Below are 20,784 nucleotides of genomic sequence, written 5' to 3'. Positions count from 1 at the left end.
CTGGAAGCCGGGCGATCGCCTTTTCCGCATGGTGACAATCTGTGTGCATCGACATGCGGCGCATCGTCGCCGGCGCTTGACCTTACCATCATGGGAATGTTGATACTGGCACCATTCGCGGCACAAACCGCGCCTTTGGGGAATCCGACATGACTGAACCACTTGCCTCCGCGGCGCTGCAAACGATCGAACTGAGCGTCGACGGCATGCATTGCGGCGGCTGCACCGGCCGCGTGCAGCGCGCGCTGGTCGCCGTGCCGGGCGTCGTCGGCGTGGCGGTCGATCTCGATGCGCAGGCGGCAACCGTCACCGCGCAGGAAACGGTCGAACCCGGTCGGCTCGTGGACGCCGTCCGCGAGGCCGGCTACCGCGCAGCGGTGCGCGAAGCGGCGGTCGACGCCGTCGCGACCGCGCATTCGGCGCATGCGCCACGCCCCGCCACGCCGCCGGCGCCGGCTGCCGCCGCGACGATCGAACTCGACATCGACGGCATGACCTGCGCGTCCTGCGTGTCGCGCGTCGAGAAGGCGCTCGCGAAGGTGCCGGGCGTCACGCGCGCATCGGTCAACCTCGCGACCGAACGCGCGACGGTCGATGCGTCGGCAGGCGTGTCCGCCGCGCAACTGGCGGATGCCGTGAAGCAGGCCGGCTATGGCGCAACGCCGACGACGTCGGACACCGCCGCCACGGCCGCTGCCACTGCGTTGCCAGCCGCACCCGCAAGCATCGAACTCGACATCGACGGTATGACTTGCGCGTCGTGCGTGTCGCGCGTCGAGAAGGCGCTCGCGAAGGTGCCAGGCGTCACGCGCGCATCGGTCAATCTCGCGACCGAACGCGCGACGGTCGACGCCACGGCCGACGTGTCCGTCGCGCAGCTTGCCGAAGCGGTGAAACAGGCCGGCTATGACGCGACGCCGGCTGCCGTCGCCGCGCCTCCCGCCAGCGCCTCGGTCGCAGACGTCGAACTCGACATCGGCGGCATGACCTGCGCGTCCTGCGCCGGCCGCGTCGAAAAAGCGCTGGCCGCCGTGCCAGGCGTCGCGCGCGCGACGGTCAATCTCGCGACCGAACGCGCGTCGGTACACGGCGCCGGCGCACTCGATCCCGCTACGTTGATCGCGGCAGTCGCCACGGCCGGCTACCGTGCGTCGCTTCCCGCCGCCTCACCCGCAGCCGAAACGACCGGCACCGACTTACGACCGGCCAGTCCCGGGCACGACCCCGACGCACGCAAGCGCCGCGAAGCGATCCGCGAACGCAACCTGGTGATCGCGGCCGCCGTGCTGAGCGCGCCGCTCGTCGCGCCGATGCTCGCCGCACCGTTCGGCATCGACCTGATGCTGCCCGGGTGGTTCCAGCTCGTGCTCGCGTCGATCGTGCAATTCGGCTTCGGCGCGCGCTTCTACCGCGCGGCCTGGCATGCGGTGAAGGCGCGCACCGGCAACATGGATCTGCTCGTCGCGCTCGGCACGTCGGCCGCGTACGGGCTGAGCCTGTGGATGCTGCTGCGCGATCCCGCGCATCCCGGCCATCTGTATTTCGAAGCGTCGGCCGTCATCGTCACGCTCGTGCGCTTCGGCAAATGGCTCGAATCGCGCGCGAAGCGCCAGACCACCGAGGCGATCCGCGCGCTGAACGCGCTGCGCCCCGACCGCGCGCGCGTCGTCGAGCACGGCGTCGAACGCGACGTGCCGCTGTCGCAGGTGCGCGTCGGCACGCGCGTCGGGATTCGGCCCGGCGAGCGCGTGCCCGTCGACGGGCGGATCGTGTCGGGTCGCTCGCACATCGACGAATCGCTGATCACCGGCGAAAGCCTGCCCGTGCCGAAGGACGACGGCGACGCCGTCACGGCCGGCTCGATCAACGGCGAAGGCGCGCTCGTCGTCGAAACCACCGCGATCGGCGCGGAAACGACGCTCGCGCGCATCATCCGCCTCGTCGAATCCGCGCAGGCCGAGAAGGCACCGATCCAGCGGCTCGTCGATCGCGTCAGCGAGGTGTTCGTGCCGGCCATCCTCGGCATCGCCGTGCTGACGCTGGTCGGCTGGCTGATCGCCGGCGCCGGGATGGAGACCGCGATCCTCAACGCGGTCGCGGTGCTCGTGATCGCGTGCCCGTGTGCGCTCGGTCTCGCGACGCCCGCCGCGATCATGGCCGGCACGGGCGTCGCAGCCCGGCACGGCGTGCTGATCAAGGACGCGCAGGCGCTCGAGCTCGCGCAGCGCACGACCGTGATCGCGTTCGACAAGACCGGCACGCTGACCGAAGGCAAACCGTCCGTGACGGCGTTCGACGCCGTCGGCGTGCCGCACGGCGAAGCGCTCGCGCTCGCGGCGGCCGTGCAGCGCCAGAGCGATCATCCGCTCGCGCGTGCGGTGGTCGCCGCGCATGACGCGGACGTGGCCGCACATGGCGGCGGCGCCGGGTCGGTCGTCGCGACCGACGCGCGCGCCGTGGCCGGACGCGGCGTGGAAGCGCACGTCGGCGGGCAGCGGCTCGCGCTCGGCAGCACGCGCTGGCGCGACGAACTCGACATCGCGGTACCGCCGGCGCTCGACGCCCGTGCGGCGGAACTCGAGGGCGCCGGCAACACGATCTCGTGGCTGATGCGTGCCGACGCGCCGCGCGCGGTGCTCGCGCTGATCGCATTCGGCGACACCGTGAAGCCGGGCGCCCGCGACGCGATCGCGGCGTTGTCGGCGCGCGGCGTCGCGAGCGCGCTCGTGACGGGCGACAACCGCGGCAGCGCGGCGGCCGTCGCGGCGGCGCTCGGCATCGGCGAAGTGCACGCGCAGGTATTGCCCGACGACAAGGCGCGCGTCGTCGCCGAGCTGAAGCGCACGCACGGCGGGATCGTCGCGATGGTCGGCGACGGGATCAACGACGCGCCGGCGCTCGCCGCGGCGGACATCGGCATCGCGATGGCGACGGGCACGGACGTCGCGATGCACACGGCCGGCATCACGCTGATGCGCGGCGACCCGGCCCTCGTCGCCGACGCGATCGACATCTCCAGGCGCACGTACCGCAAGATCCAGCAGAACCTGTTCTGGGCGTTCGTGTACAACCTGGTCGGCGTGCCGCTCGCGGCGCTCGGGTTGCTGAACCCGGTGATCGCGGGCGCGGCGATGGCGTTTTCCAGCGTCAGCGTCGTGACCAACGCGTTGCTGCTGCGGAGATGGAAAGGCCGCGCGCGTTGATGCGGCAGGCGGTGAATGTCGGATGAGCGAACAGGTCGGCGCTCGACCTTCGACCGACAGGAACAGTCGGGAAGCGTGCCGACGTTGGTCGGCTACACGGCGTGCGGAACCGGCAGCCCGTCACGACGCATCGCCGCGTCGGCGGATTCAGTCCGACACGACCGGTTTGATCAACGTCGTGGTGATCGGCGCGAAGCCGCACGCGCGATACAGCGCACGCGCCGCCGCGTTGTGATTGAACACCGACAATCCGATCTCGGTGACGCCGTACCGGCGTGCCTCGGCGTCGAGCGCATCGAGCGCGCGCGTGGCCCAGCCCTGGCGACGCCGGGACGGGACGATGTCGAGGTCGTAGATGAACAGTGTGCGGTTCGGCCCTTCGGGGACGATCGCGTACCAGAGGTCGCCCACCGGATCGCCGCTGGCGCCGTCGATGAGCGTGACGAGGGTCTGGCCGGCGGTCAGCAGGCCGTCCGGCAGCAGCGTGTCGAAACAGGCGCGCGCACGATCGGCCGCGTCTTCGACAGCATTTTGCCCGGAGGAAACGAGATCGCTCGCGTAGCCGTCGATGGCTCGCGTGCGGTACGCGTGGAATTCGCCGGCCGTCATCGGCCGCATCTGCAGCATGGCCCGGTCGCCGTGAACGGAATCGAACTTCTAGTGTAGCGGGACGGGCGCACCGGCGCGCAATGCGGCGGTGGAAAGCGGGCAGGCAGGGAGGTGCGGCGGACGCCGCGCCGAATCAGCGAATCAGCGAATCAGCGAATCAGCGAATCAGCGAATCAGCGAATCAGCGAATCAGCGAATCAGCGACGATACAGAACGATCGGCACCAGGTTCGCACGGCGCACGCGCTCGGCCTCGGCGTGACGTGCGGCGTACGAGTATTCGGCGTCGAGCGGCAGGTGCGGGGACACGAACAGGTCGTCGATTTTTTGCAGCAGGGCGAAGATGAAGCTCATGTGAGACTCCTGACAGATATGGCTAGGGTTTTCCCTTAGATGTCGCCATTCTAAGGGTTTTCCCTAGATTCTGCCAGTGGGCTGCATCGGTTTGCCGCACGCGCACGACAGCCGACCGCCGCTGCGGAACGGCGATCCTTGCTCCATCACGCTTCCAGGATAGGGTCGAAACGATCAGCGCGTGCGACGCCCCCGCTTGGCGACGGCCGCGTCGCGGTTCGCGTTGCGCTGAAGCCGGTCGACTTGCGACAGGAGCGCTTCGTGGTGCTCCTCGAGCGTCATCAGCGTGGCCTGCTGCGTCGACAGATCGGCCGCGAGGCGATCGATCCGTTGCTGCTTGGCGGCCACGTCCTGCTTCAGGTGCGCGATCTGCCGCGTTTGCAGCACCAGCGCGACGAGCCCCGCCAGCACGACGACGGCCAGCGCGAGCAGCAAGCGGTTGACGCGGCGCATCTCGCGATCGGCCGAGCGCGTCAAGCCGTCCACGTCGGACTGCAACGCGGCGATCCGGTCGGTCAGCGGGCGCAGGTGCGTGTCCGGATCGAAGGCTGGCGCGGCCGGCTGCGTACGCTCCGATGATGGTTTCGTCACGAAGGACGCGGCGGATGCCACCGCCTGCGCACCCGGCGGCGAAGCGTCGGGCCGCCGGGCCGTGTCGCGCAGCTTCGCGGAATGCGGGGCGATCGCAGGCTCGGGCGAACGTGCCGGTTGTGCCGGCGTCTGCGGCTCGACCGGCGCGGCGGCGACGGGCGGTGGGTCCAATTCAACCGCTTCCGGCTTCGAGTCGACGCTCGTCGCAACCGCTACGGTTTGCGTCGCCGTCGCTTCGTTGACTCCGGCAGCCGCCCGGCGCTTGCCGCTCGACGACGCGCGGCGCTCCTTCGCGGCGTCGCCCGAAGATTTCCCTTCTCGGGATGATTTGACGACCGCCGCCTCGACGACAGGTTGCGCGACTTCGCCATCTACCGCTTGCGATTCGACCGCCTGCGCCGCGACGCCATCGGCGGCTGGCCGCTTCGTCTCCACACTCGCAGCGCCGTCGACCGCGTGCGCATCGATCGTCGTTACGCCGCCATCGCCCGCAGGCGATTCGGCTGCCTTCGTTGCAAGACCTGCCGCAGATGCGCCGTCGACGTTCGCGGCCATATCGTCTTCAGGCGTCGGAACGGCTGCGCTCTCCCCAGCCGTCGTCGCCGTCCCTTCGGTTTCCGCATGCGTTGCCGCATCCGCAGGCGGGATGAAACCGTCGAGCGTGGCTTGTCGTCCGTCGTCGGCGCCGGTCGTCGCATCGGCTTCCACGATCGCTTCATCGCGCGCCGCAACCGACATGCGCTCGCCCGGCTCCAGCACCGGATCGCCGAACAGGTCGAGCGTCCGTTCGTCGCGCGGCGCGTCGCCGGCCGGTGCGCCGCCGGATCGTGTCGTCGCTCTTGCGGACGTGCTGCCTGCGGCAGCAGCCGAGCGGGAGCGAGAACGGGCCGACGAGCGGGTGGAACGGGAGCGTGGCGTGGAAACGGATTCGGTCATGTCTGACAGATTATTCTCTAAAAACATCCATCAAAATCCAATCATCTTCAAACAAATCAATAAATTAAATCATCAACCCATCCAATTTACCCCAACACCGCTCAGCCTCGTCCAGTGACGCTCGATGGACTGCATGATGGGCCGAACGGCGATGCTAACCGAGAAACCAGCCTTCGACGGAAACGTGACAGGGCTACTGCTGGCCGCGATCCGGCCGAGCTGCAAATGGACCTGCGCTTCACCAGCCCCGTAACCGGCACGAGACGTAGCGCCGCCCTAGACGCCCGCCCCGAAATCTCTATCGCCGACGCGCATGAGAAAGCGCCTGCGATGCGCAAGCGCAAACAAATCGATAACGGCGAAGCCCCGATCAAACAGCGCAATCGGGATCGACAAGCCGGTCTTCACGTTCGAGAAAGGCAACGTCGCGGCCACCCGATGACGAGACGGTGACGGTATCGGAATGGACGACCGCGGATGGAGGCGTCAGTGCGCCCCGGCAATTTCCCTGCCCACCACCTGTTCACGAAGAGGGCAGAACATACGCATGCGATTCCGTCAAAGCGCGGCAAGGCCGGACGGCGGGTCGGGGGTTCGAGTTCGTTCGCCTCGGCTACAGAAAACAAGGGGTTACACGTCAAAAACGTGTAACCCCTTTTTCATTTCAGACACCATGCTGACCGGCTCGGTGCGGATCAACCGATCTCGATCCTTCCCGGCCGCTTGAAACTCACATCATCTCGTCATCGCGGCGCCATCCATCGACACCCAGACTTGAAGCCGCCGTAAGCACGTCAGTTCGACTCCGCGACCGCACGCGCGCCGCCCGTGCGTTGCTTCGCGGACCGGCTCAGCCGGCCCTCATCGCCCGGATGACTCACCATGAAAAAAGAACCGCTTTCACGGCGGGCAGCACAGCCGCAGACAGTTCATTTGACGAGCGAATACAACAGCGTCCCGGAGAACAGAACCAGCAGCACCGACGCGGAACGCAGCAGCGCCGTGATATGCCGCGGGCCGGATGCCAGTATGCTGGTCACGCGCCCCAGGCTCGCCCAGCCGGTCCCGATGGGCATGAGGATCAGCAGAAACACACAGAACGCGACGGCGCCGCTGTTGGCATCATGAAACGCGTTAAGCGGAAACGCCGTGCTGGCAAGCAGAAAGGCCTTGGGATTCAACAGAGTCGCGATGAACAGATTCCACCGCGTCACCGCCTTCGGACGCCGATCTTCTTCCAGTCTGCCCCGCGCCCACATTTTTGCGGCCAACAGCAGCAAGTACGACGCACAGGTTGCCTTGATCACGCTCAAAACTTGAGGATGCTGCGCCGCGAATGCCAGCAGCGCAATCCCCCAAATGGAGATGGCAACGACGTAGCCTGTCGCCTCCGCAAGCACGAGCGGCAGTGTTCGCGCCAACCCCACGCTAATTCCCGATGAAAACAGCAGCGTGTTCGTCGGCCCTGGCACGATCAACACCAGCACCGCGTAAAAACACATCGTCATCAATTGATGAGTATCCAACTTAGCCTCGCCCGCGGTAGTAACCAGCCTTCTCAACGTCGTTCGCCATGAAGCGACGCCAGATACGACGACGCATCGGCTTGCTCGCTGAACTCGAACTTCGTCGCCTCCAGTGCACCGTACAGCCGAGCTGCATCGACGCGGCCGCAGCGAATCCCGATCAGTACGCGCCCGTAGTCGAACCCCTCGTTACGATAGTGAAACAGGCTGATATCCCATGCATCCGCGAGTGTCCGCAGGAACTCCAGCAAGGCGCCGCGGCGCTCCGGAAACATCACCTGAAAGAGCTTCTCGTTCTCGAGGCGGAACGCGTCTGCACCGACGAGTTGATGCGCATGGGCCCGCCATAAAGTACTCCCGCCGAGATCCGTGGCATGGTAGCCAGCCGCCTCCAGGTCCCGCACGATCTTTCGGGCCCCTTCGGCACCCGGCGTCTGCACCCCGACAAACACTTGTGCGTCACCGCCTGTCGTGCGGCGGTAGTCGAATGCAGTCACCACACAATCGCCGAGCCGCTCGATGAGTGCGCGAAAGCTTCCGGGACGCTCCGCGATCGAGACGGCGAAACGCGCCTCCCTGTTTTCACCGACCGCCGAACGCTCGGCGATATAGCGCAGTTGATCGAAATTCATGTTGGCCCCGGATGCAATGGCAACCAGCGTCGCGCCCTGTTGCTCGCGCGATTGCCAGGCCTTCAATCCGGCGAGTGCCAGGGCGCCCGACGGCTCGAGAATCGAACGCGTATCGACAAAAACGTCCTTGATCGCCGCGCAGACTTCGTCGTTGTCTACCCGCACGATGCCGTCGAGATACTGCTTGCACAACTCGAAGCTGTACGCCCCGACCTGACGTACTGCCACACCGTCGCAAAAACGGCCCACGTGTGCCAGCCGCACCGGTGCGCCGCCCTCCAGAGCCTCATACATGCTGTCGGCGTCGTTCGGCTCCACGCCGAAAATCCTGATCTGCGGCTTCACCCGCTTGACGTACGCGCAAATGCCGGCGGCCAGCCCGCCACCGCCGATCGGTACGAAAATCGCGTCAAGCCGGGTCGTTTGCTGGAGAATTTCCATCCCGACGGTACCTTGGCCTGCAATCACGTGCGGATGATCGAAAGGCGGCACGAACGTACTCTTGCGATCGCGTGCGTCGGCCAGCGCAGCATCGCAGGCATCGTCAAAATTGTCGCCGTACAGCACCACCTCGGCACCATAGCGCTTGACGGCTTGTATCTTGATCTCGGGCGTCGTGTGGGGCATGAACACTCGCGCATTGCAGTCGAGCGTGTGCGCCGCAAGCGCCACGCCTTGCGCATGATTGCCGGCGGAGGCGGTCACCACCCCGCGGGCCAGCACCTCGCCGGACAGCCGAGCCATGAGCGTATACGCGCCCCGGACCTTGAAACTGAAACTCGGCTGCATGTCCTCGCGCTTGAGCAATATGCGACGATCAAAACGTTCGGAGAGCCGGGACAGGCATTCGAGCGGCGTCTTGACGGCCACGTCGTAGACGGGGGCATTCAGGATACTGGTCAGATAGTTGAAATCTTCGTGCATGGTGTGATCGGTTGTGAACTGAATCACGGCAGCCTCAACGTGCGTCACGCTCTGCTACCGCCGCTGACCACGGAGACGAGACGAACGCTCCCCCCGTCAACTGCCGGGTTCCTGCATCGCGCAGGACAACATTAGGGCACCCGAACAAATTGGGAGCAATCAGGTTAGCGGCGTGTCGGACTTCGCGGGTCGCTCCGATCGCATGCGAAACGGATGCGTCGAGTCGCTCGTCCAACGTCACCCACGGGTCGCCGCTCACATCCAAGCGCGGGAAATGAATCGCGTCTTCGATGGACATCCCGCAATCGATCAGATACGAAATGAGCTGCATAACGGCCGGCATTATCCGCCGGCCGCCGGATGCGCCGAGCGCAAGCACGTCACCTGTTGCGCGCTTGATCACCGTCGGGCACATGTTCGACAGCGGTACCGCACCGGGCTTGATCGAGTTGGCTTTCCCCGGTCGCGGATCGAACCACATGATCGCATTGTTCATGACGATACCCGTATGCGGCAAGGTCACTTTCGAGCCGAACATCGACAAGAGCGTTTGCGTCAACGCTACCGCGTTGCCGTGCCGGTCGACAACACTGATATGTGTCGTGCACGTCCCGCGTCGTGCGTCGGCGGCGGGCGCCGTGCCGTCGATACGCTCGGCATAGGTCTGCGTCAGCGCGTCTGCAATTCGCGAGAAGAATCGCGCGTCCGGGCATGTAACCCCGTCGACGGCCGATTGCCCCGCGAACAGCGACAGCGCGCGCGCCAGCGCCGGCCCTGCCGTGAGCGCCGATGAAGTCAGGATATCTGCATCACGGTAGTGCAGCGCTTCAATCGGCGCGATTTCGGCGCGATAGGCGGCGAGATCGTCACGGCTCAGGCGCGATCCCACGGTCGCGAACCCGACGGCAATCCGGCGGGCAAGCTCGCCCCGGTAAAAGTCGTCGCCGCCACGCTCGGCAAGCAGCTCCAGCGTGGCAGCCTGATCCTCGAGCAGAATGGGCGACGCCGCGCCCGACCAGTCCGATGCGGGCGCATGCCCATCCCGCAAATAACATGCACTGCTCGCCGGATAACGCGCGAGCCCGGCGGCGGCGGACGCGATCTTCAACGTCAGATACCAATCGACTTCGAGTCCCTCCCGGGCGCAGCGAACCGCCGGCTCCAGTAGCCGCCGCCAAGGCAGCGAGCCGAATTCGCGATGTGCCAGCGTCATGCCGGCGACCTGCCCCGGGACACCGATCGAAAACGGGCCTTCGAGATTTCGGTCGTCGATTACCGCGGGCCACCCGAACATGCCGCGCGCGGGCTCGCCGGTCAGGCGATAGTCTTCGGCTTCGAGCGCCAACGGAGCCCGCGCCGCGAAGTCGATGCTGAATGCGGTTCCGTCGGCCGGAGAGACGACCATATGCCCGACGCCACCCAGCCCGCTTTGCCAGGGCTCGAGCACCCCGATTGCGAAACTCGCGGCTATCGCGGCATCGATGGCGTTGCCGCCGTCCTCCAGCACCGCTGCGCCGATCTTCGATGCCTTGTAGTGCTGGCTGACGACGATGCCGCCCGATGCCGAAATCGCGGGCTTGCGGATCTGCCAATTCTCGAAATGACTCACTTCGTACCTCTGTCGTTATCCGTGGCATACATGCTGCACCCCGGCGGCACCACGTTGTCGCGACGAGGCGCCAGTGAACGCTGGACGATCGCGGCCAGATGATCCAGCACGGCCTGCGTTGCCGAATGGATAAAGAAATGTCCGCCGTCGAAGCGTCGGGTCGAAAACTCCACCGACGTGAACACCTGCCAGGCTAGCGCGTCCGTTTCCGATACCAGCGCGTCGTTCGCGCCGGTCAGCACGTGAACAGGTATGCCAAGATCACGTGGCGTGCTCCGCCATGTTTCCCTGCACTGCAGGTCCGCACGAATGGTCGGCATGAAGGTGTCAAGGAAGTCCCTGCGCTCGCGCGCGACTGCCGGCAACCCGTCGAGACGTATCAATGCATCGATCAATGCATCGCGCGGCAGCAAATGCAGTACGTGCTCGCGTCGAATCGGCAGGTGTGGCGCGGCGCATGCCGACGCGACGAGTGCGATTGGACGGCACCCCTGATCGACGAGCCGACGTGCCAGTTCCACCGCAACGACGGCCCCCATGCTGTGGCCGAACAACGCGAACGGCGCGGGTGGACAGTCGCCGACGATGCGAACCAGTTCGTCGACGACCACATCCATGTGCGTCAGCGCGGCTTCGGAAAACCGGCTGCCGCGCCCCGGTAATTCGATCGCGCACACCTCGAGATTCGCAGGCAACGCACGCTGCCAGCCGGCGAAGACCGAAGCACTGCCGCCCGCGTAAGGCAAACAGAAAATCCGTGCGTCCGGGTGCCCGTTGGTGGAGAAAGACACGAGGCCACGGGGAAGCGTGGTGATTTCCGGCATGGCGGACATACTCGATCGAGCCTATTTCCAGAACAGCAACGGCACGCATGCGAGCAGCAGCAACGCCATCGAACGGTTGTAGATCACCCGCGCACGCTCGGTTTGCAGCAGAGCCTGCATCCCGACGCCCAGTGCCGCCCACGCCGACACGGCGGGAAAGTTGATCACGACCATTAATATGCAGATCCCGATCACCGACGAAACAAAGCCTTGGCCATCGACCGAAAACAGAATGATCAGATTCGCGGCCATCAGCCACGTCTTCGGATTGACGAACTGGAACATGGCGGCCTGAATGAACGAAAACGGCTTCGTCTCCGCGTCTTTGGCAGCAGGCCGCCCTGCGTTCGCGATCTTGTAGGCGAGGTACGCCAGATAGAGGGCGCCGACGACGAACAATGCCAGTCTTGCGGCCGGATACTCGATGAACACGACGCCGAGCCCCGTCGCGCTCAACACCACCAGAACGGTTGCACCCACCGTAATGCCGAGCAAATGGGGTAACGTGCGCACGAATCCGAAGTTCGCGCCCGACGCGGCCAGCATGACGTTATTCGGCCCTGGCGTAATCGACAGCGCGAGAATGTACGCAGCGACCGCAAGTGGCTTGAATTGGTCGATTCCTGATGCGAGAGCAAACGACATGGGATTCTCCTGACGGATATTGGCAATGGTGCTCCAGTGACAGCGAACGCTGGCGGCTAATCGTGGTCAGCCCGCTGTCGATTTGATGAACTCCGCGATGCCGTCCAGTTCGTGGCGCAACACGCGATAGCTGACCGTTTTCACGGGATTGCGAAGCATCGGCATGTCGATGACGCCTTCGCCCTGCGGCACGATCCCGAGCTTGCTTTTGACGGCTTGTGCCGACGCATTGTCGGCCGGCGTCTCGAAGCGGATGCTTTGTAAATCGAATCGATCGAAAAAGATGCGCATGGCCGCCAGATACGACACCGGTCCGATGCCGATGCCACGGTAGCGGGCCTGCCAGATATGGGCGTGCATGATGGCACTGAGTCCCGGTTCGAGGTGCGTCAGTTCGTGGACGCCGATCGCATCGCCCATGTGGCGAATCGCCAAGATCGGTGCACGTGCGATGCCGCCGTGTGCCCGCTGCACCAGAATCGTCAGCAACTCCCGCATGCGTTGCTCGCTCGGCAACTTGCCGACGTCGACGTTCATCGACTCCATGAGGGTCGAGGGCGAGCGATACCAGTAGTCAAGACACGGGATGATGTCCTGCTCTGCGAAATCATCCACGTGGATATCCGACAAATGAATCCGGTTCATGATGGCGCCACAATGAAATCGATAATCGATTGATTCACGTCGCCCGACTTTTCAAGGTGCAGGAAATGCCCCGCTCCCTCGACGATCTCGCGCGTCAGCGCCGCGGAAAAATACGCCGGCACGCCGTCGCCCGTAAATGCTTCGAGGCGTCCTTCGCGGTCGTGGGTACCATGCATCAGAAGCGTCGGCACGGTTACCGGCCCGGCGGCAATGCGTGCCTGCTGGTCACGGCGCTCCGGGTCACGCAACTCGACATGACGGCAGCGGTATTGAGCAAGCGCCGCCTCGAGCACGCCCGGCTGGCGAAAAGTGGCCTTGACCGATTCGATCGTGTCCCGCGGCACGTCCCAGTTTCTGGATGCGTCGCGCCACCACGCCTCGATGAAAGCAAAATCGTCATGGGCCAGCACCTGCTCGGCTAATGGCGATTGAAAAAAGAACGTATGCCAAATTCCCTTCAGGTAGTCGTAGTGCAATCGCTGTGCCGCGTCAGGACGACTCCATCCAAGCGCGACGAGCTTGGCGACCCGCTCCGGAAACAGAATGGCCGCTGCGATGGACGCTTGCGCCCCCCAGTCGTGCCCGACCAGAATTGCTTGTTCGAAACCAAGCTCGTCGATCAACGCTTTCAGGTCACACGCCATGTAGCAGGTGTGGTACTGATCCGGCGGAGCGGCGCTCGACGGCGCGTAGCCACGCAAATACGGCGCGACCGCGGTGAACCCTGCTTCCGCCAGTTCGGCGACCAAGGGCAGGAAGGAGCCGGCATGGTCGGGAAAGCCGTGCGAGCAGATGACCAAAGGGCCGCTGCCTTGCCGCAGGTAATGGATCTCGACGCCGTTCGCGTCGAACACGCCGCGCGTCACGTCCATGGTGTTCGATGAGCAGGCGGCACGGTTCATGCGACGTTGCTCAGGCGCTGTTCAACGATACCGGCGAAACCATCGACCGTTGCATGATTCATGAAGTCCAGCAGCGATACTTCGATGCCGCACGCCTGCTCGATCTTCGTCACCAGCACCGCTGCCGCCAGCGATCCGCCACCGAGCACGAAAAAATCCGCATCGGAAGCGACGTGCTCAACACCGAGCGCTTCGGAGAAAAGGCGCTTCACGATTGCCCTGGTTGCTTGCATGTTCACTCCATCGCGTGAATCGGATCGCCACCATCATCGCGCCGTTCGCGGACGGTGACGATCCGGAGATCGCTCGTATCGGACAGTCAGCCGCGGTTGTCGAAATCGAACGGCAGCCCTCTCACATTGCTGTGGACACGCTTGTTGTGCCCGTAATGGTCCTGGCCCGATACCAGCACGACGCCATACTTGTCGAGCGAAATGGAGCTGCCGTACTCCTCGACCACATTCGTATCCGGATACACCTTCACACCGGTCGGAACGTAGCGACTCGCATATCCGAGTCGTGTCGTATCGGTCGTCGTATTCGGAAACGACGAATGCATGAGCGTGGACCAGAAGATCACACACTCCCCTGCCTGCATCGTCAGCGACACCGCCTGCGATTCGTCCGGCTTCCACGACGGATCCTTCTGGAGAGAACGGTAGTCGTAACCGAAAAATCCGCGCTTGATCCCGTCCTTCTCCTGAGTGTTGATCTTCGAAGCGTCGTAGGCCATCTTCTTCGACTCGTCGTAGAACATCTCTTCGTGCGTGCCGGGAATGAAGCGAAGACAACCGTTCTCCTCGGTCGCGTCGGTAAACGCAGTCCAGGCGGTAATCGCCCCGCCGAACCGGCTCTCACCTGGCCAGACGATCTGCGGCGCGCCCGATGCATGCGCGAACGTGTCGGCTTGATGCCAGTCCGTCCCCTCGTCGCCGGGATACTTCGGAAACATCTCCGATCGCCAACACAACAAGTCCGGGCCCAGCATGCTAGCGACGCGTTCGACGATCTCGCGCTTGCAGATATGCTCGCTGAGCAGGTTCACATCGAGGTGGCGATCATAATTGGCGATAGGACTCGTCGCCGGCAGATCGTAGATGGCGTGTTCCCTGTCGAAAAGCTCCGCTCGAATTACCCGGTAGCGTTTGCGCGCCTCTTCGGGCGAATACACGCGAAACGGTCCAAAGAAGCCCTGAGCACGGAATTGGGCGAGTTCGTCTGGAGTCAGTGAAAACTGCGTCATGTCGATCCTCACGGTTGAATCACTTGGTGCTATTTCTCTACGACCGCCGCAACCGCGGCTGCCGCTCGATAAAGTTCTGTCCAGCCGGACAACGTCGGCGCCAGCATCAGCTTGGCCGTGGGTACGGTTACACCCAGGTCCTCTTCGATCTTGACTTGCAGTTCGACGATCGACAGCGAGCTGGCGCCCAGGTCGAAGAAGTCGTCGTCGTCACCGATCTCGCGATCTTTCAATAGCCCCGCCAGCCGTTTCCGAATGGATTCCTTGAATTGCAACGATTCGCTCATGTTCCTCTCCAGTGTTGCGGTTCTCCTGCGAACTCATCAGTTTCTTTCTGTTGACCTTGCCATTGACGGTCAACGGCAGTGCGACCTGCACTTCGATAATGTCGGGGATCATGTAGCTCGCCAGACGCTGCCCGAGGTGCTCCCGAACGCTCACCCGCACCTTGGCGGGTTCCTGCGATGACTGCACAAACGCGACGAGGCGCTTTTCTCCCAGTTCGTCGCGGCCGATCTCGACAACCGCGTCCTCGACGCCATCGGCCGTCGCGAGAACCTGCTGCACTTGTTCTATCGATACGCGATAACCGCGGATCTTCACTTGCCTGTCGAGGCGGCCGATGAATTCATAGGCGCCGTCAGGGCCTTCCAGCACGAGATCGCCCGTTCGATACAGCTTGCTCCCCTCGCAGTGCGGATCGTCGACGAAGGCCGCGCTGGTTTTCTCCGGATCGTTCAGATAGCCGAGTGCGAGGCCGACCCCTCCCGTATACAGTTCACCCGCCTCGCCCCGGCGTACCGGTTGACCGCTCCTGTCGAGGACGCGCACCGTCGTCCCCGTGATCGGTGTGCCGATGGGTACCGTTGCTCCCGGTGGCGTAGCAGCCGTCATCACGTGGCAACAGGTGAACGTCGTGTTTTCGGTCGGCCCGTATCCATTGATGACTGTCAGCGACGGAAAGGCGCCGAGCACGCGCCTGACCGATTCGGGCTGAAGCACATCGCCGCCCGCCAGAAGCACGCGAAGTCCCGACAGCAACGTGAGCCGGTTGCGAACCACGAGGTGGAAAAGCGCAGCCGTCAACCACATGACCGTGACGCGTTCTTCGCGCACGAGGCGGCCCATCGCGTTCAGATCGAGCACGGGCGATTCCTCGATCACCAGCGTCGCGCCGTTGAGCAATGCCCCCCATATTTCGAATGTCGATGCGTCAAACGTAATCGGCGCCATCTGCAGGACGCGATCGCGCGAATTCAGCGCGATGTAGTTCGTTTCGACGACCAGGCGCTGAATTGCCTGATGCGGCACCAGCACGCCTTTGGGCTTGCCGGTGCTGCCCGATGTGAACATTGCATAGGCCACGGAGATCGGCGTCGCCGGCTGCGCGAGCGCGATCATTCCGGCATCATCGTTCCGGGCCGGCAGAACCCCGTCCCGACCGATCTCGACAAGCGCGATGCGTGCGAGATCCGAATCGAACTTCAAGTGCGCGACGTTCTCGGACAACGTCAGTGCAACGCGTGCGCCGAGTTCCTGCAGATGCTCGTTCAGCACCGCTGCCGGGCCGGCCGGGTCGACCGGCACATAGTAGGCGCCGACCTTCAACACACCGATCATCGCGATCACCGCGCCGGGCGATCGCGGCAGAAGCAGCACAACGGGCGAGCCCGCGAGAACGCCCGACCTGACGAGGCGAGCCGCCAACAGATCGGAAAGCTCGTCGAGTTGCGCGTAGGTATACCGCGCGCTGTCCGCGGCGAGCGCCGTATGCGTGGCATGACGCCGGACCATCTGTCCGAATCGCTCGAGTATGCTCATCTCCCACCCCGCTGGATCGACACAAAACGGACGCTCGGATCACCGAGCGCCCTGAAGTGAATCGGAACGCACACCGTCATGCTGCCCCCCTGCCGCCGAAGAACTCGACGATAGAATCGTTCACGGCGTTCCTTCCCCGCAGGATTTCGTAGTGGTCTCCCGGCACCACGACGTGTTGCTCGGCGTTGCGCAACAGCGCGGCAATGACCTGCGAACTGGCGGCACTGACCTGCTCGTCGCGATCGGTCGAGATCAAGCGCGTCGGGTGCGGTACGCCGCCGGCCAGCGCCATGAAGTCGGTACCGCGATAGGATAGGTAGTTCAGCCCGTGGCGGTACAGACGCGCCGCCGACGAAAACGGCATGCGTACCTCGTCATCGAATTCGGTCCTGGGTGACGCACGCACGCGGCTCGCTGCGAGCTTCTCGCATAAGGCGGCCGCGTAGTTGATACCTTCCGCCGCCAACGGCAACAGACTGTCGACCTCCCTTTGAAAATTCGATTGCGGGCACACCGCGGGACTGAGCATGTACTCTCCGCAAACCAGCGCAAGGCGATCGATTCGACTCCCCTCGATGGTCGCGGCTACAAGTGCGATGCCGGCGCCCGAGCAAAATCCGACAACCCCCGTCTTGCGCACACCGAGCGCGTCCAGCACCGAACACATGTCTCGCACATGCGCCTCGGGCGTCAATCCACTCTCGTGCGGACCGGGAGGCTGATCGCATAGCGACCGCCCTTGCCAGGTGACCACGTTGAATTCGCTCGCCAACAGCGAGCAAAGCGTTCGGGCGGCATCGACACGAAGCCCGAACGGAAGTATCAACGTCAGGAACGGATTAGTTTCAAGCCAATCGCCATGAAGCGCGCGCAGCTTCTTTCCGTCAGACGCCGTAACGGACAATTCGTACATAGGCAAGGGTTTCGAACGAAACGGGATGTCTCTCGTGGCCAACGACCAGTGCGATGGATGTCGCCTAGGCTAGTGCAGCAGCTTCCAGCCCGCCTCGTGATACACCAGGAACGTACCGATCGTGCGACGCATCGACGAGCACCGCTCGACCGCGTGCAGATTGCGGCTATTGAATATGCACAGCTGACCGCTCCTTGGCCGCACGGTCAGCGCATCGACGCCATCAAGCACGCCCAGCGTCTTGTTCATCGCATACTCTTCAGCCCACTGGTCGAGCTGCCGACGCGATTCCGGGCGGATGTTCCACAGCACGAAGCCCGCCTCGTTCTCGGCCTTCTGTATCGTGATGAATGCGCCCAGTTGCTCGAGATTGAGCCGAAACGGCCACCGCTCGGCGTCACGCCCGAAGTCGATGCAGTCGCAGTGCGGCGCAAAGCTGAACGGATCGCCTTCAAAAGGAGGATATTCACGCTTCGTGGCCAGCATGAATTGACTCCAGTTCCCGAATTGCAGGGTTTCCGCACCCAGCTCCCGCATGAACAACTGAATGAAGCGCGTCTCGCGCATGTTGATGTTCGCGACACCGGCATGACCGAAGTACTCGGCGACATTGTTCACCAGGGCCTCGGAATTCGAACGCTGAAGCTGACCGAGCGTGATACCCGTGGCATTCAGCGCGCGGTGGTACTGATGATTGCGCAAATCGGGAAAGCCACGATCGTTCCACCATGCATCGATTTCGCCAGGCTCGACCACGTCCAGCAATGCCACGGCAACTTCCCGATCGCGCACGCATTCGGCGGCCTCGCGTAATGTCATGGGCCTGCGGACGTCATACCCGTCAAATGTCATGAATCGGCCACCGAACACCGTTTCCATTTCGCATTTCCAGAATAGTTGAATGACTTTCGCACACCAGCAAACCGGCGGGTCTTGACTTGAAAATCAAAACGCGTCGATGCATACATGCCGGTATAAGCAGCTTTAGTGCTATTGAATCGGACTACTACACAACACGACGATTCATCGATCCGTTTTCAGTCGCATGTCATGCCGGATTCGCCGTGGCAAGGGCAGTGACGGAGAAGCACACTCCGTTGCCCGCCGGCCCGGCACACCCTCTTCGTGGTGGAAATACTCTATCTCGGGCCAGCTGCATGAGTAAAGTGCGGCGACGCCCGCTCAACCACGCAGTTCAGTTGGTATCGCTGCGCGACGGCACGCCATCGATAGGCGTGGTCGACACGCGGCCCGTTCGGCCGCAAACCCATACACGACGGGAATCCAGCGCCTTTCATCACCATTTTTCGTGAGCGGGAACCCGGTCCGATCCACGCTGCTTTTCGACCGGTCTTGCTCACACCGGCCACTCGCAGCTGAGCAAAATTTCGATACTAGTGCGCAATTTTCGTAAAGAAGCGGACGAACGGCCATCGCTATGCTTCACAGCTCGACACCACGATTTGCCTTCATTTTCGAGAGGGGAAAATGGACGTTCTCTCAGAGCAAGACAATGCGCTACGAAACGACGAATTCCTTTCACTCTTTCCGAGAGGCGAATGCCACGGGACATTCGGCGAACTGATGCAAGGTGTCCTGCCGGACAATCGGCACTTTCTGGTCACGTTGCCGGTCAATCTGAAGAGCGTCGTCGAATTCGAGATCACGGGCTCCGATCACGTCGCCGTGGATGTCAGATTCAAGACCAAGGCCTGTCGCGCGGTTCAGGATTACCTGCGCCTTCACGATCTTCCGCCAGGCGGCATGCTGCATTTCAAGTCGATGTTCGCCGTGGGCAAGGGGCTGGCGAGTTCGTCGGCCGACATGGTCGCGGCAGTCCGTGCCGCCGCATACGCGTATGGCCGAACGCCGGCACCCGAGACCATCGAGTCGATCCTTCGTTTCATCGAACCGACGGACGGCGTGATGTACGACGGCATCGTCTCGTTCTTCCACCGTGAAGTGAAACTCGACGAGCGGCTCGGCAAGACTCCCCCGCTCGTGATCGTCAGCGCGGATCGCGGCGGCGAATGCGACACGATCGAATTCAACCGGAAGAGGCGCGATCCGTCCGCGGAAGTGTGCGACGAATACAGCAGAATGCTGGCGCGCATGAAAACGGCGGTTCGCGACCTCGATCTACCCCAGCTCGGCGAGATCGCGACTCGCAGTTGCGAGTTGTCGCAGTCGTTCAATCCCCACCCACACATCGGCATCCTGCGCACGCTGCGCAACGAGACCAACGCGCTCGGTCTAGTCGCCACCCATTCGGGAACGTGCGTGGGGTTGCTCTACGACGCCAACGCCGCCGAGACGGGAGCATCGGCAGCGCATGCACAGGCGCGGCTGCACGCACATCGAATCGAATCCATTCAATACACAACGGTATAGGAATCGCACATGCTTCAATACGAATCGTCGCTCGATGCAATGCAGGACGCCGTGCTGTTTCCAATCGAACGCGCCCTGCACATGTTGTCTTTCAAGGCGATGAAGATCGTGCCGGCCAATTACATCATCAGCAAGGCGCGCACGCGCGGCGAATTGCAGCCGGGAAAAACCGTCGTGGAGACATCGAGCGGTAATTTCGCCCTCGGAATGGCCATCGTATGCAACCGCTTGAATCACCCCTTCGTGGCAATCGGCGATCCCGTGATCGACCCGACATTCAAACGCCAGCTCGAAATGCTGGGCGGCCGGGTGGAAATCGTCACGGACAAGAAAGGCAGCCAAGGATATCAGAAGGCACGACTGGATCGGCTGCATGAAATTCTCGCTGCCGAGCCGGGAGCCTTCTGGTGCCGCCAGTACGACAACGAGAACAACGCGCTCGCTTATGCCAACATCGCGCACGAACTGCTCGACACGATCGGCCCCCGCCTGATTCTCGTCGCACCGGTTGGCTCCGGCGGATCAAGCTGCGGTATCACGACAGCACTGCGCGCGGCAGGCGCCGACTGCACGCTCGTCGGTGTCGACACTTTCAACAGCGTCCTGTTCGGCCAGATCGACGGCCCCCGCAAGCTGCGCGGTCTCGGCAACACGATCATGCCCGGCAATCTGAAGCATGCGCTGTTCGACGACGTGCATTGGGTCAGCGCGGAACTTGCCGATCATTTCACGCGCAAACTCTACAAGTCCACCGGACATTTTCGCGGGCCGACCACCGGCGCCGCATTTGCCGTGGTCCGATTCGTGCGCAACCGATATCCGGACACGCCGATCGTCTTTCTGAGCCCGGACGACGGTTCCCGCTATGTCGACTCGACTTTCGCCAGCAACGACGACAGCCCTGCATACGATCAGCTCCGGCCGGTCCAGATCGAGCAACCGACTGCTTACGACGCCGATACGGAATGGGCGTGGATGAAATGGAATCGCGCGGACATTCACCGGTTTCAATGAATC

General features: G+C 63.4%; 19 protein-coding genes. 3 read left to right on the top strand and 16 right to left on the bottom strand.

What is annotated here, in order from left to right:
* Positions 1–149 precede the first annotated feature (149 nt).
* Positions 150–3,203 (top strand): heavy metal translocating P-type ATPase, encoded by a 3,054-nt coding sequence (locus WT53_RS12025; protein ID WP_082727492.1) that lies wholly within the window; start codon positions 150–152, stop codon positions 3,201–3,203.
* A gap of 147 nt (positions 3,204–3,350) precedes the next feature.
* On the opposite strand, the gene WT53_RS12020 is transcribed toward WT53_RS12025, so the two are convergent.
* From WT53_RS12020 to WT53_RS11950, 16 genes are all read right to left on the bottom strand, one after another.
* Positions 3,351–3,830 (bottom strand): GNAT family N-acetyltransferase, encoded by a 480-nt coding sequence (locus WT53_RS12020; protein WP_059780107.1) that lies wholly within the window; start codon positions 3,828–3,830, stop codon positions 3,351–3,353.
* A 179-nt stretch (positions 3,831–4,009) separates the two neighbouring features.
* Complete coding sequence (locus WT53_RS33830) at positions 4,010–4,165, bottom strand: hypothetical protein (RefSeq protein ID WP_011548928.1); 156 nt, start codon at positions 4,163–4,165, stop codon at positions 4,010–4,012.
* Positions 4,166–4,339: 174 nt separating this feature from the next.
* Entirely contained in the window at positions 4,340–5,692 is a 1,353-nt protein-coding gene (locus WT53_RS12015; protein ID WP_060259936.1) for a hypothetical protein, read from the bottom strand.
* A gap of 929 nt (positions 5,693–6,621) precedes the next feature.
* The gene (locus tag WT53_RS12010; protein ID WP_034205968.1) at positions 6,622–7,200 is read right to left on the bottom strand and encodes a LysE family translocator; all 579 of its coding nucleotides are present in this window, start codon (positions 7,198–7,200) and stop codon (positions 6,622–6,624) included.
* A gap of 50 nt (positions 7,201–7,250) precedes the next feature.
* A complete protein-coding gene (ilvA, locus tag WT53_RS12005) occupies positions 7,251–8,774 on the bottom strand; it encodes a threonine ammonia-lyase, biosynthetic (RefSeq protein ID WP_034205967.1) in 1,524 nt (507 codons plus the stop codon).
* A 34-nt stretch (positions 8,775–8,808) separates the two neighbouring features.
* Positions 8,809–10,383, bottom strand: coding sequence for a gamma-glutamyltransferase family protein (locus tag WT53_RS12000; protein WP_034205966.1), 1,575 nt, complete (start codon positions 10,381–10,383; stop codon positions 8,809–8,811).
* Positions 10,380–11,207: a thioesterase II family protein gene (locus WT53_RS11995; protein ID WP_230624867.1), complete on the bottom strand. Its 828-nt coding sequence runs from the start codon at positions 11,205–11,207 to the stop codon at positions 10,380–10,382. Before WT53_RS11995 ends, WT53_RS12000 begins: the two co-directional genes overlap by 4 nt.
* A 21-nt stretch (positions 11,208–11,228) precedes the next feature.
* On the bottom strand, positions 11,229–11,852 hold the full coding sequence (locus WT53_RS11990; RefSeq protein ID WP_052100175.1) for a LysE family translocator: 624 nt from the start codon (positions 11,850–11,852) through the stop codon (positions 11,229–11,231).
* 66 nt (positions 11,853–11,918) lie between these two features.
* On the bottom strand, positions 11,919–12,497 hold the full coding sequence (locus WT53_RS11985; RefSeq protein WP_034205965.1) for a GNAT family protein: 579 nt from the start codon (positions 12,495–12,497) through the stop codon (positions 11,919–11,921).
* Positions 12,494–13,399, bottom strand: coding sequence for an alpha/beta fold hydrolase (locus WT53_RS11980; protein WP_034205964.1), 906 nt, complete (start codon positions 13,397–13,399; stop codon positions 12,494–12,496). Before WT53_RS11980 ends, WT53_RS11985 begins: the two co-directional genes overlap by 4 nt.
* Positions 13,396–13,632, bottom strand: coding sequence for a phosphopantetheine-binding protein (locus tag WT53_RS11975; RefSeq protein ID WP_034205963.1), 237 nt, complete (start codon positions 13,630–13,632; stop codon positions 13,396–13,398). The genes WT53_RS11980 and WT53_RS11975 overlap by 4 nt, the downstream gene beginning before the upstream one ends.
* A gap of 86 nt (positions 13,633–13,718) precedes the next feature.
* Entirely contained in the window at positions 13,719–14,642 is a 924-nt protein-coding gene (locus WT53_RS11970; RefSeq protein WP_034205962.1) for a chlorinating enzyme, read from the bottom strand.
* Between the two features lie 29 nt (positions 14,643–14,671).
* Positions 14,672–14,929 carry an acyl carrier protein gene (locus tag WT53_RS11965; RefSeq protein WP_034205961.1) on the bottom strand — a complete coding sequence of 86 codons (258 nt, stop codon included), beginning with the start codon at positions 14,927–14,929 and terminating at the stop codon, positions 14,672–14,674.
* Positions 14,853–16,463 carry an amino acid adenylation domain-containing protein gene (locus WT53_RS11960; RefSeq protein WP_034205960.1) on the bottom strand — a complete coding sequence of 537 codons (1,611 nt, stop codon included), beginning with the start codon at positions 16,461–16,463 and terminating at the stop codon, positions 14,853–14,855. Before WT53_RS11960 ends, WT53_RS11965 begins: the two co-directional genes overlap by 77 nt.
* Before the next feature lie 76 nt (positions 16,464–16,539).
* Positions 16,540–17,376, bottom strand: coding sequence for an alpha/beta fold hydrolase (locus tag WT53_RS11955; RefSeq protein ID WP_034205959.1), 837 nt, complete (start codon positions 17,374–17,376; stop codon positions 16,540–16,542).
* A 69-nt stretch (positions 17,377–17,445) separates the two neighbouring features.
* On the bottom strand, positions 17,446–18,255 hold the full coding sequence (locus WT53_RS11950; RefSeq protein WP_034205958.1) for a hypothetical protein: 810 nt from the start codon (positions 18,253–18,255) through the stop codon (positions 17,446–17,448).
* A 609-nt stretch (positions 18,256–18,864) separates the two neighbouring features.
* Here WT53_RS11950 and WT53_RS11945 point away from each other — a divergent pair.
* Both WT53_RS11945 and WT53_RS11940 read left to right on the top strand, forming a co-directional pair.
* Positions 18,865–19,767, top strand: a complete 903-nt coding sequence (locus tag WT53_RS11945) for a GHMP kinase (RefSeq protein ID WP_034205957.1) — start codon at positions 18,865–18,867, stop codon at positions 19,765–19,767.
* 9 nt (positions 19,768–19,776) lie between these two features.
* Positions 19,777–20,781, top strand: coding sequence for a PLP-dependent cysteine synthase family protein (locus tag WT53_RS11940; RefSeq protein ID WP_034205956.1), 1,005 nt, complete (start codon positions 19,777–19,779; stop codon positions 20,779–20,781).
* Positions 20,782–20,784 lie beyond the last annotated feature (3 nt).

Origin of the sequence: Burkholderia sp. MSMB2157WGS (assembly GCF_001532755.1) — a bacterium.
Lineage (GTDB): Bacteria > Pseudomonadota > Gammaproteobacteria > Burkholderiales > Burkholderiaceae > Burkholderia.
The sequence above is the reverse complement of the archived record's forward strand: the minus strand, read 5'-3'. Positions and strand labels throughout refer to the sequence as shown.

Excerpts from the sequence above, each read along its gene's own strand:
- WT53_RS12010 (WP_034205968.1), bottom strand. The coding sequence starts at position 7,200 with ATGACGATGTGTTTTTACGCGGTGCTGGTGTTGATCGTGCCAGGGCCG.
- WT53_RS11980 (WP_034205964.1), bottom strand. The coding sequence starts at position 13,399 with ATGAACCGTGCCGCCTGCTCATCGAACACCATGGACGTGACGCGCGGC.
- WT53_RS11985 (WP_034205965.1), bottom strand. The coding sequence starts at position 12,497 with ATGAACCGGATTCATTTGTCGGATATCCACGTGGATGATTTCGCAGAG.
- WT53_RS11970 (WP_034205962.1), bottom strand. The coding sequence starts at position 14,642 with ATGACGCAGTTTTCACTGACTCCAGACGAACTCGCCCAATTCCGTGCT.
- WT53_RS12015 (WP_060259936.1), bottom strand. The coding sequence starts at position 5,692 with ATGACCGAATCCGTTTCCACGCCACGCTCCCGTTCCACCCGCTCGTCG.
- WT53_RS11955 (WP_034205959.1), bottom strand. The coding sequence starts at position 17,376 with ATGTACGAATTGTCCGTTACGGCGTCTGACGGAAAGAAGCTGCGCGCG.
- WT53_RS11965 (WP_034205961.1), bottom strand. The coding sequence starts at position 14,929 with ATGAGCGAATCGTTGCAATTCAAGGAATCCATTCGGAAACGGCTGGCG.
- WT53_RS11995 (WP_230624867.1), bottom strand. The coding sequence starts at position 11,207 with ATGCCGGAAATCACCACGCTTCCCCGTGGCCTCGTGTCTTTCTCCACC.
- WT53_RS11975 (WP_034205963.1), bottom strand. The coding sequence starts at position 13,632 with ATGCAAGCAACCAGGGCAATCGTGAAGCGCCTTTTCTCCGAAGCGCTC.
- WT53_RS11940 (WP_034205956.1), top strand. The coding sequence starts at position 19,777 with ATGCTTCAATACGAATCGTCGCTCGATGCAATGCAGGACGCCGTGCTG.
- ilvA (WP_034205967.1), bottom strand. The coding sequence starts at position 8,774 with ATGCACGAAGATTTCAACTATCTGACCAGTATCCTGAATGCCCCCGTC.
- WT53_RS12020 (WP_059780107.1), bottom strand. The coding sequence starts at position 3,830 with ATGCTGCAGATGCGGCCGATGACGGCCGGCGAATTCCACGCGTACCGC.
- WT53_RS11950 (WP_034205958.1), bottom strand. The coding sequence starts at position 18,255 with ATGGAAACGGTGTTCGGTGGCCGATTCATGACATTTGACGGGTATGAC.
- WT53_RS11960 (WP_034205960.1), bottom strand. The coding sequence starts at position 16,463 with ATGAGCATACTCGAGCGATTCGGACAGATGGTCCGGCGTCATGCCACG.
- WT53_RS33830 (WP_011548928.1), bottom strand. The coding sequence starts at position 4,165 with ATGAGCTTCATCTTCGCCCTGCTGCAAAAAATCGACGACCTGTTCGTG.
- WT53_RS11945 (WP_034205957.1), top strand. The coding sequence starts at position 18,865 with ATGGACGTTCTCTCAGAGCAAGACAATGCGCTACGAAACGACGAATTC.
- WT53_RS12025 (WP_082727492.1), top strand. The coding sequence starts at position 150 with ATGACTGAACCACTTGCCTCCGCGGCGCTGCAAACGATCGAACTGAGC.
- WT53_RS11990 (WP_052100175.1), bottom strand. The coding sequence starts at position 11,852 with ATGTCGTTTGCTCTCGCATCAGGAATCGACCAATTCAAGCCACTTGCG.